This window comes from Oceanisphaera litoralis (genome assembly GCF_016907015.1).
In the GTDB taxonomy this organism is placed as follows: Bacteria; Pseudomonadota; Gammaproteobacteria; order Enterobacterales; family Aeromonadaceae; genus Oceanimonas; species Oceanimonas litoralis.
On the sequence record NZ_JAFBBE010000018.1, the window covers coordinates 83,533 to 93,960 of the forward strand.

A 10,428-nucleotide genomic window follows, 5' to 3' on the forward strand; every position below is an offset into this window, starting at 1 on the left:
AAATTCATCAAAATACCGCCTTATTTTTGCAGGATGTTTAAAATATAATGGAAAAAAACGACCTTCATTATCGAATCGACAATCTGGACAAATCCATTCTGATGGCATTGATGGAAAATGCCCGTGTGCCCTATGCGGAACTGGCCAAGCGGTTCGCGGTCAGCCCCGGCACCATTCATGTGCGGGTAGAAAAGATGAAACAGGCGGGCATCATCGAAGGCACCCGCGTGCAGGTGAACCCCAAGAAGCTGGGCTATGACGTCTGTTGTTTTATCGGCATCATACTGAAAAGCGCCCGGGACTATCCCCAGGCGCTGGCCAAGCTGGAACAGCTGGAAGAAGTGGTCGAGGCCTACTACACCACGGGCCACTACAACATCTTCATCAAGGTAATGACCCGCTCCATCGACGAACTGCAACAGGTACTGGTCCACCGGCTGCAACCCATCGACGAGATCCAGTCCACCGAAACCCTGATCTCCCTGCAACAGCCGATAGACAGAGATGTGAAGCCTTGAACTGTGAGGGGTGAGGGGTGAGGGGTGAGGAGTGAGTAATTTCCCCCCCCCCTCACACCTTACTCAGTTCAGCTTGTTCAACGTCTCCTGCATCTGCTTGAGGCGCAGCTGTTTCACCTTGCTGTCGGCGGCAATTTTCTCCAGGGTGGCGGCTTTCAGCTCCGCATTTTCTATCCTGTCCGCCTTGTGTTCGGCCATCAGCTTGTGCAGCAGCATCTGCTGTTCCATGGCCGCCAGACCGGCCTTGCGCGTGGCCAGAAACTGCGCCTTCAGCTCGGGGCTGTCCAGCTTTTCCAGTTTCTTGTTCAGGTGCTGCTCGAAGCGGGCCGGATCCATCATATTGCCGTCCATCATGCCATGATGACCCCGGCCGTGATGGCGCTGCCCGTGATGATCCTGGCCATGATGGCCCCGATTTTTCATGCCTCTGCCATCGCCTTCGCAGCCCTCTTTCATCATTTGCGCCTTGCGCCCTTCATGCGCCCCCGGCTGGCCGTCGGTGTCGTGGTGAGCGGCACTCACCAGAGCGGGAGCCGTCAACAAGGTGGCGGCAAGCAACAGGGTGCTGTGTTTGGCTTTCATCATAATGACCTCTATCGAGTGGTGGTTTCATCATCAATTAAAGCAGCCGCTTGTCAGCCAACTGTGTCACCCGGCGGCTTTTTTGTCACAGAATGTGACACCTTTGCCCACTGCCATACTTTGGCATTATTTCCCGTTTGAAGACGCCTATACTGGCGGGGTCAAAATGAGGGGTGAGATATGAACAAAGGCAGGCAGTTACTGGTGGTGGACGATCACGGGGAGATCCGCGATCTGCTGAAGCGTTTTCTGGAACAGCACGGCTATCGGGTACAGGGCGCGCGTGACGGCCAGGAAATGCGCCAGTATCTGAGCCGCCATAGCCCCGATCTGATCATTCTGGATTTGATGCTGCCCGGAGACGACGGCCTGACCCTGTGCCGCGAGCTGCGTGGCCAGGGCAACGAGGTGCCCATCATCATGCTCACCGCCGTGGGTGAGGAAACCGACCGCATCGTGGGGCTGGAAATGGGCGCGGACGACTATCTGCCCAAACCCTTCAACCCGCGGGAATTGCTGGCCCGCATCAAGGCGGTATTACGCCGCCGGCCGGAACCGGGCTTGACACCATCGGCCGATGAACCCCGGCGGCTCCGCTTCGATCACTGGACCCTGGATCTGGCCCGCCGGGAATTGCTCGACGACAAGGGCGTGACCATCAGCCTGAGCACCGCCGAATTCGATCTACTGCGGGTCTTTACCCAACATCCCCACCGGGTGCTGAGCCGGGATCAGCTGCTGGATCTGGCCCGGGGGCGGGAGGCTCAGGCTTTCGACCGCGCCATCGACACCTTGGTCAGCCGGCTGCGGCGCAAGCTGGAGTCCGACTCCCGGCACCCGCAGCTTATCAAGACCATCTGGGGCGGCGGCTATATGCTGGCGGCCGATATTCACCATGGGGACTAATCGCCTGCGCTACTGGCTGGGCAGCCTCACCGGCCAGGTGATACTGGTCGCCCTGTTTGCCCTGGTGCTGATCCAGCTGGTAGGCGTACAGATTTACCGCATGGAGCGGGAAGAAACCCTGGGGATGGTCAACAGCCGCTTTACCCTGCAACGGCTGATTGCGGTCACCCGCCTGCTCAATCAGGCGCCCCCCGCCCTGCACGACGAGATTCTACGCGCCAGCCGCAGCGAAACCCTGCTGCTGACCGTGACGGACATCCGCCCCCAGCCCGGTGTGCGCAGCACAAACTTCGAACGCATCATACGCAACAAGCTCGACTACCCCGCGCGGCGAGACATTCATATCAGCATCGAGTCCCGCCAGGGCTTGCGCGACTGGCCCCCCCGGGAACGGGGACAGGAGCGACGTCGGCATCACCCCCCTCCGCTGCGGTCCGATATTCGCCTCCATGGTGTGATCGAGCTGGCCGACGGCCGCTGGCTGAGTTTTACTTCGCTGCTCGACCGAGACCTTCCCGCCTGGTCCGCCAGGGCGATACTGTCCTTTGTGGTGCTGGCCGCCTTGCTGGCCGGGATGATGATCTGGCTACTGCAGCGCACCACCCGGCCCTTGAAAGAGCTGGCCCGCCAGGCCGAACGGCTGGGCCGGGGCGACAAGCTGGATCCCCTCCCTGAAAGCGGCCCGAGCGAAATTCGCGAAATGCTGTCCGCCTTCAACCGCATGCAGGACCGGCTCGATCGCTTCGTGTCCGATCGCACCCGCATGCTGGCAGCCATTTCACACGACTTGCGTACCCCCATCACCACATTGCAGTTGCGCTGCGAGTTTCTGCCCGAAGGCGACGACAAACAGAAACTGCAGCAGGGTCTGAAACGGATGGAACAGATGCTGAACGCCACCCTGCGGTTTGCCCGGGAAGACGGCCTGTCCGAGCCGGTACGGGATCTGGATCTGCCCAGCCTGCTGCAAAGCCTGTGCGACGATCTGCAGGACAACGGCCATGAGGTCTCGCTGGAAGAGCAGGATACCGTCATCTACCGGGGCCGCCCCACCGCCCTGCGTCGGGCGCTGCAGAATTTGCTGGAAAACGGCGTCAAATACGGCGGCAAGGTGGAAGTCAGCTTGCTGGCCGAACCGAGACGGGTGCGCGTGCTGATCCGTGACTTCGGTCCCGGCATTCCACAGGATCAGCTGGAAGAGGTGTTCAAACCCTTCACCCGGCTGGATCCGGCCCGCAACCCGGAAGACGGCAGCATAGGGCTGGGGCTGGCCATCGCCCGCACCCTGATCCACCAGCACGGCGGCGAACTCACGCTGGACAATCACCCCCGGGGAGGCCTGCTGGTTCAGGTGCTGTTACCCCGCTGAGGGCGGCTTTACAGTCGGAATGAAAGCTCCTACATTGGACGGCTTGACACCTACAAGGAACGTATCCGATGAAAGACGAAACCCTGGCGGTCCATCACGGCTATACCACGGATCCCACCACCAAATCCGTGGCCGTGCCTATCTATCAAACCGTGGCCTACGAGTTCGACAGTGCCCAGCACGGGGCCGATCTGTTCAACCTGGAAGTACCGGGCAACATCTATACCCGCATCATGAACCCGACCAACGACGTGCTGGAGCAACGGGTGGCCGCGCTGGAGGGTGGCATCGCCGGCCTGGTGGTGTCGGCGGGCAGCGCCGCCATCCATTACGCCCTGATCACCCTGGCCAGGAACGGCGACAACATTGTCACCACGCCCCAGCTGTACGGCGGCACCTATACCCTGTTTGCCCACATGCTGCCCAGCCTCGGCATCGAGGTGCGCTTCGCCGAAGACGCCAGCCCCGAAGCCATTGCCAAGCTTATCGACGCCAACACCAAGGCGGTATTCTGCGAAAGTATCGGCAACCCGGCGGGCAACGTCGCCGACTTGCAGGGGCTGGCCGACGTGGCCCATGCCCAGGGCGTGCCATTGGTCGTAGATAACACAGTCGCCACGCCCCTGCTGTGCAAGCCCATCGACTTCGGCGCCGACATAGTGGTGCACTCGCTCACCAAATATATCGGCGGTCACGGCAACTCCCTGGGCGGCATCATCGTCGACAGCGGAAAATTCCCCTGGGCCGAGCACAAGGCGCGTTTCCCCCAGTTCAACGAGCCCGAACCGGCCTACCACGGTGTCGTCTATACCGAGGCCTTCGGCCCGGCGGCCTTCATCGCCCGCGCCCGCACCGTGCCGCTGCGCAACACCGGCAGCGCCCTGGCGCCGCTCAACGCCTTCCTGCTGCTGCAGGGTCTGGAAACCCTGCCGTTACGCATGGAACGCCATGTGGAAAACACCTTCAAGGTGGCCAACTTCCTGAAAGAGCATCCGCAGGTGGCCTGGGTCAACTATGCCGGGTTAAAGGAACACCCGGACTTCGAACGCGCTCAGCGTTTCATGAACGGCAAACCCTCGGCCATACTGTCGTTCGGCCTCAAGGGTGGCTTTGATGCGGGTGTTCGTTTCTACGATGCGCTCGCGCTCATCAAGCGACTGGTGAACATAGGTGACGCCAAGTCCCTGGCCTGCCACCCGGCCTCCACCACCCACCGCCAGATGAGCGAAGCCGAGCAGGCCCAGGCCGGCGTCAAGCCGGAGATGATCCGTTTGTCCATCGGTATCGAGCACAGCGACGACATCATTGCCGACCTGGAGCAGGCGCTGAAGGCCTGAGCCGGAAGAAAACCGGTTTCAGGTAAGCCGCGGTTAATGACAAGGGCCCCGTCGAACCAAGCTCGACGGGGCCGGTTTTTGAGGTGATGCGCCGACGTTCACGGCTTCACCGCTTACTCCATCAACCCCAGCGCCAGCTTGGCGGCCAGCAGCCACATCAGGGTGCCGATGGTGGCATCCATGACCTTCTGCACCAGAGGCCGGTTGAGCCAGCGGCTCATCCGCGCCGCCGCCAGCGCCAGGGTGAAAAACCAGATCAGCGAGGCACTGAAACACCCGATAGCGAAGGCCCATTTTTCCCGTTCGGCAAAACCGCCGCCGACCGAACCCAGTATCATCACGGTTTCGATATAGACCTGAGGATTGAGCAGAGTCACCGCCAGCACCCCGATAATCACCGCCTTCAGCCCCCGTTCACGCCCGCTCAGCGCCACCGCCTGCCCCTGCCGGAACACCCGACGCCAGCAATGAGCACCGTACAACAGCAAAAATGCCATGCCCGCCAGGCTGATGCCCCAGTAGAGCACACCGTGAGACTGCAGGGCGGCACCGCCACCGAATACCCCCAAGCTTATCAATGCCACATCGAACAGGCTGCAGATGGCCGCCACCAGCAGGTGATATTGCCGCCGTATGCCCTGATTGAGTACGAAGGCATTCTGCGCCCCGATGGGAATAATCAGTCCCGCCCCCAGCGTAAATCCCTGCACCCAGGGTAACCAGTACATCATCCCATTCATCCCTCTGATTCTTTTGACTGCCAGACTAATGAGTGAGCCGGGGTTAGTACACCCTATACCATGACAAAATCCGCCAAATCAGGCCACCGCTTGACTCGGGAGGTATCTCCAGGGCTTAAAGTCCAGTCATACCGGTACTGAATCTTCGTCATGCTGAACTTGATTCAGTATCAGCATGACGTACCCGGTATCTTCCTGCATGGAGATCCTGACTTTCGTCAGGATGATGGACTGGGCACATGATTAATCCGATTGGCTATGTATGAGTTAACTGTGTCTATCCGTGTATCAGCCTTAGAGTAGGCTCTTTCGTGCTTACATTAACTCCAATAAAAACAGGTTATTGCCGAATCAGACACACTGAACTAGTACATAGCCAATCCGATTGGTATAAGGAATGAGGATCACCTCGCTCCTCACCCTTCACTCTTCACTCTGCACATGTAAAAAAAAAAGCCCCCGCAACGACGTTGCGGGGGCTTTTTATAAGGGAAGCTTATTGAGCGACGGCAACCGGCGGCCTTACGCCCAGGCTGTGGCAGATGGCGTAGGTCAGTTCGGAGCGGTTCAGAGTGTAGAAGTGGAAGTCCTTCACCCCCTCCCGGCTCAGTACCCGAACCTGATCCATGGCAATGCTGGCACCCAGCAGGTTGCGGGTATTCTGATCGTCTTCCAGACCCTGATAACGCTGGTGCATCCAGTTCGGGATCTTGACGTTGGAAAAACCGGCGAACTTGATCAGCGTTTGATAGTTGGACACCGGCAGTATGCCCGGCACGATTTCCACGTCGATACCTATGGTCACGCAGCGATCACGAAACCGCAGGTAAGACTCCACATCGAAGAAGAACTGGGTAATGGCCCGGTTGGCGCCGGCGTCTATCTTGCGCTTCAGGCTGAGCAGATCGGCCTGGGCACTTCTCGCCTCCGGATGCACCTCGGGATAGGCCGCTACCGAAATATCGAAATCGGCTTCTTCCTTCAGCAGGCTCACCAGATCGGCGGCGTACATGTCCGGCTTTTCGATGCCCTTGGGCAGGTCGCCACGCAGGGCCACGATCTGGCGAATGCCGTTGTTCCAGTAATCCCGGGCGATACCGCGCAGCTCGTCACGGCTGGCATCGATACAGGTCAGGTGCGGAGCCGCAATCAGGCCGGTTTTATCCTGAATGTCCTTGATCACCTTATGGGTTCTGTCCCGGGTGCCGGAGTTGGCGCCGTAAGTGACGGAGACAAACTTGGGTGCCAGCGTTTTCAGCCGCTCGATGGAACTCCACAGGGTTTGCTCCATCTGCTCGCTGTTGGGCGGAAAAAACTCGAACGAGACGTTGATATCGCCATTCAGCTCGGCCATTGACTGATTAAGCGCTTCGACATGACGCGCGCTGTGAAAACCCATGTTTATTTATCTCCTGACAACTTAAATTAAAACAATTCCTTATGCCTTGGCTTCGGCGTAGGCCTTACGCAATTCCTGCGTGGCCGCCACCATCCTGGCCAGGGCTGCACGAGTTTCTTCCCGGTTGCGAGTCTTGAGACCGCCATCGGGGTTGACCCAGATACACTCCTTGGGCAGAGGCTCCACGGCTTTTTCAATCCGCTTGACCATTTCCGCTACCAACGGGGTCCGCGGGGAGCGAATATCGTACACGCCAGGCCCGATGTCGTTGCACTCAGAATAACACATGTGCGTGTGGATCCGGGTACTGTCCGCCACTGCCGATGCACTCAAGCGGCAGGCTTTTTCGGCCCAATTCAGGTAGGCGGCCTGCTCTTTCCTGCAAGACTAGCATGCAAACCTCAGTGGGCGGCGATGGCCGACGCGGGGAAACCCCAGGTTGTGCGATAACACCATCGTTGTTATCTCCGCGCTCTCCCCAGCCAAAGGGACGTTCAGACGTCTGAATGGCTTTATATTTACACGTCCGAACTTCCGAGAGCAAGGCCTTCTTTTAAAAAAGTGATAAACACTGATTTATTAATACGTAAAAGCATATTAAGGAAGGAAAGGCTCGAGTGATGTATATCTATGGCTGAAGAAGACAAAAGGAGAGAACAAGAGCAGATAACAGCCAGGTCGGGCGGCCGCCCGCTTCGGTATTCGGTAGAGGCTGTTAGCGCACGCCCCGCTTGGACAGCACCCGGGTCGAGGAAGGCGCAGTCGTCGCCTGATGGCATCTGGCGCACCCAACAGCTAAAAAAGGGCAGACCAAGCGGTCTGCCCAAACAGTGACAGGCTTAACGCCTCTCAACCCACATTGCAAATCACTCAGAAACAGTAACCCAGACCGACCATCAGACCGATGGGATCTATGCTGGTGTCAAAAGTACCCGCAGTGATTTTCACCTCGGTGTCGATGTCCATCTACCAGACGGAGCCATTCACGAACCAGTTGTCGTTGATGTCCATGTCGATACCGGCCTGGGCCGCCAGCCCCAGGAGTCATCGGCTTCGACATTGGTTCCAGTTAGGATCCCTCGCCCCTCTTCATCGAAGAAGAAGGTGTAGTTGATACCGGCCCCCACATAGGGACGCACCTTGCTCCGGGCATCACCGAAGTAGTACTGGGCCATCAGGCTCGGCGGCAGGTGCTTTACATTCGCCACTTCACTGCCACCCAGATTAACATCATGAGAGAAGGGGGTAGCGGCCAGCAATTCCACCCCCCAGTTGTCGGTTATCATATAGGACAGAGTCAGCCCCAATTGGGTGTTGGATTGTACATCGAGGGCATCATTGGTGTCGGTGGTCGGGCTGACGTTGATAGCACCACCGCGCACCAGAATATCACCGGCCTGATGGGCGAAGGCGGAAGGGGCTAATAAAGCGACGGCAACCAGCAGGGAATGCTTTTTCATACACTGTCCTTAATGTATTTTGAGGCAAACAAGTCAACTGCGGGCAGTTTGCCTCATTCGAAACAGAGCTTTTTTGATTTAACGCAAACCAGTGCCCAAAACCCCTTTACCCCTTGAGTTTTGGCATTTTTCAAACAAATAGCCTGCGCTATCACTGGCTAAAGTGAACGGCTTGAGGTATATCTTAACCATCGGGTTCAGGCAGCGCTTTTAGCGTTGCCTGCTTTTTTATGGAGGTTTATATGGCCCAGTTGCCACCTATTACTGTATCTACTCTGGATCTGGCCCGGCTCGAGGCCCTGCTTGAAAAACAGCCCGACTCCGATGCCGTCAGACGACTTGAAGACGAACTCGATCGGGCGAATGTCGTCGGTCCCACCGAGGTTCCGGACAATATCGTGACCATGAATTCCACCATCACCTTTACCATGGCCGGCAGCAAAGAGACCTTTACCAAGACGCTGTGCTACCCACGGGATATGGATGGTGCCAAAGAAAAAATTTCGGTACTGGCACCTATTGGCGCGGCCCTGATCGGTCTGGCCATTGGCCAGAGCATCCAGTGGCCCGGACCCAACGGCAAAACGCTGCAGGTCACCATTACCTCCATTGATTACCAGCCGGAGCGTGCTGGCGATTATCGGTCATAAATAGAAAAAGGCGCAGTGGATGCGCCTTTTTCTATTTATAGACTGTCAAAGGTAATACGTGTCTTGCTCATCATGAGCGCTCGAGGCATGCTGATTACCCCTAGACCCGAATTACAGACCTAATGAACCAGCTTATTGACAGCATCCTGTTTTCCATCTCCATTACCGGTCCTATCTGCCTGCTGCTATTACTGGGTATTGGCCTGCGTCGAAGCCAGATGATGAATGAAGGTTTTATCGACGGGGCCAGCAAGCTGATATTCAATATCGCCCTGCCGATGTTGTTGTTTACCAGCATAGCGCAAACCGACTTCAACCAGATGGCCAGCCCCTCCCTCATTCTTTATGGCATAGCGGCCACCCTGCTGGCCTTTGTATTGCTGGAATGGCTGACTATTCGCATGACCGCCGACAAACCTGTGCGTGGTATTCTGGTGCAGGGCGCCTTTCGTGCCAATATGGGCATTATCGGCCTTGCCTACGTCAATAATGCCTATGGCAGCCAGGGAGTCGCCGCCGCCGCCATGTACGTGGCCTGCCTGACCATACTGTTCAATATTCTGGCCGTGATCACGCTGAATCGCAGCCTGAACCAAGGCGAAAGTCTGCCGGTGGGGAAAGTACTCAGGGGGATCGTCAAAAACCCGCTGATCATCGGTATTGTCGCGGCCCTGCCCTTTGCCGCCAACGACTGGACTGTGCCGGAGACGCTGATGAAAACCGGCCAGTATCTTGCCCAGATGACGCTGCCTCTGGCGCTACTCTGCACCGGTGCCAGCCTGAGCCTGAAAAGCGGCAAGGAAGAGAACGGACTGCTGCCAACCGTTGCCCTGCTGCGGTTACTGGCCATCCCCGCATGTCTTACCCTGGGCGGCTACCTGGTCGGCTTTCGTGATGTTGAGCTGGCAATTCTGTTTCTGCTCAACGCCTCACCCACCGCCGCCGCCAGCTACGTCATGGTACGCGCCATGGGCGGCAACGCCGTACTCGCCGCCAATATCATTGCCGTCACCACCCTTGGCTCCTTGCTGAGCACCAGCCTCGGCGCCGCCCTGCTAAAGGGGCTGGGCTGGTTCTGAGAGGCTCGAATCAGCCCAGCCTTCCAGGACAGAAAACGCCAGACAAAGGCGGTAAAGATCATCAGCATAAGGCCGTGATCACCGGGAAAGCTGTCACCGGAGGCGTCCTTGGTCTTGAAGCCTGCCAGTTCGGTCAGACGGAAAACATGCTCGAAAGTCAGGGTCGGGCTCGGTCTTTCCACCGGAACCGCCCGGCACAGTTGGTTCATCCCGATGGCTGTCAGCAGCATCATCAGGCCAATGATCAGCAGCTGACGCTTCTCCTCTGCACTGGCGCCCCGGTAATGGCTGTAATACCAATCTAAGTAAAAATGTGATCTAATTACTCTCATCCTATCTTGATGATTGATTCTATGGATAACCTTCAACAAACCGACTTCAGTGCACT

9 protein-coding genes and 2 pseudogenes are annotated in these 10,428 nt (G+C 57.7%); 6 read left to right on the plus strand and 5 right to left on the minus strand.

Annotated features, from left to right (window positions below):
* Positions 1–47 precede the first annotated feature (47 nt).
* Positions 48–518 carry a transcriptional regulator AsnC gene (gene asnC / locus HNR62_RS12030; protein WP_204796331.1) on the plus strand — a complete coding sequence of 157 codons (471 nt, stop codon included), beginning with the start codon at positions 48–50 and terminating at the stop codon, positions 516–518.
* Between the two features lie 63 nt (positions 519–581).
* Here the strand turns inward: asnC and HNR62_RS12035 are convergent, their stop codons facing one another.
* Entirely contained in the window at positions 582–1,103 is a 522-nt protein-coding gene (locus tag HNR62_RS12035; protein ID WP_204796332.1) for a hypothetical protein, read from the minus strand.
* A gap of 177 nt (positions 1,104–1,280) precedes the next feature.
* On the opposite strand from HNR62_RS12035, the gene HNR62_RS12040 reads away from it, so the two are divergent.
* From HNR62_RS12040 to HNR62_RS12050, 3 genes are all read left to right on the plus strand, one after another.
* Positions 1,281–2,006 carry a response regulator gene (locus HNR62_RS12040; RefSeq protein ID WP_204796333.1) on the plus strand — a complete coding sequence of 242 codons (726 nt, stop codon included), beginning with the start codon at positions 1,281–1,283 and terminating at the stop codon, positions 2,004–2,006.
* Positions 1,996–3,375: an ATP-binding protein gene (locus HNR62_RS12045; RefSeq protein ID WP_204796334.1), complete on the plus strand. Its 1,380-nt coding sequence runs from the start codon at positions 1,996–1,998 to the stop codon at positions 3,373–3,375. Before HNR62_RS12040 ends, HNR62_RS12045 begins: the two co-directional genes overlap by 11 nt.
* Before the next feature lie 68 nt (positions 3,376–3,443).
* Positions 3,444–4,712 (plus strand): O-acetylhomoserine aminocarboxypropyltransferase/cysteine synthase family protein, encoded by a 1,269-nt coding sequence (locus HNR62_RS12050; RefSeq protein WP_204796335.1) that lies wholly within the window; start codon positions 3,444–3,446, stop codon positions 4,710–4,712.
* A 113-nt stretch (positions 4,713–4,825) separates the two neighbouring features.
* Here HNR62_RS12050 and HNR62_RS12055 read toward each other — a convergent pair whose 3' ends face one another.
* The 4 genes and pseudogenes from HNR62_RS12055 to HNR62_RS12070 form a co-directional block, all read right to left on the minus strand.
* On the minus strand, positions 4,826–5,443 hold the full coding sequence (locus HNR62_RS12055; RefSeq protein WP_204796336.1) for a LysE/ArgO family amino acid transporter: 618 nt from the start codon (positions 5,441–5,443) through the stop codon (positions 4,826–4,828).
* Between the two features lie 505 nt (positions 5,444–5,948).
* Positions 5,949–6,851: a methylenetetrahydrofolate reductase gene (metF, locus tag HNR62_RS12060; protein ID WP_204796337.1), complete on the minus strand. Its 903-nt coding sequence runs from the start codon at positions 6,849–6,851 to the stop codon at positions 5,949–5,951.
* A gap of 39 nt (positions 6,852–6,890) precedes the next feature.
* Positions 6,891–7,220 (minus strand): annotated as a pseudogene (locus HNR62_RS12065) (5-methyltetrahydropteroyltriglutamate--homocysteine S-methyltransferase); the annotation flags it as partial.
* Positions 7,221–7,721: 501 nt separating this feature from the next.
* A pseudogene (locus HNR62_RS12070) lies at positions 7,722–8,311 on the minus strand (OmpW family outer membrane protein).
* Between the two features lie 242 nt (positions 8,312–8,553).
* On the opposite strand from HNR62_RS12070, the gene rnk reads away from it, so the two are divergent.
* Positions 8,554–8,961: a nucleoside diphosphate kinase regulator gene (rnk, locus tag HNR62_RS12075; protein WP_204796338.1), complete on the plus strand. Its 408-nt coding sequence runs from the start codon at positions 8,554–8,556 to the stop codon at positions 8,959–8,961.
* A gap of 122 nt (positions 8,962–9,083) precedes the next feature.
* Complete coding sequence (locus tag HNR62_RS12080) at positions 9,084–10,040, plus strand: AEC family transporter (protein ID WP_204796339.1); 957 nt, start codon at positions 9,084–9,086, stop codon at positions 10,038–10,040.
* The last annotated feature ends 388 nt before the right edge of the window (positions 10,041–10,428 follow it).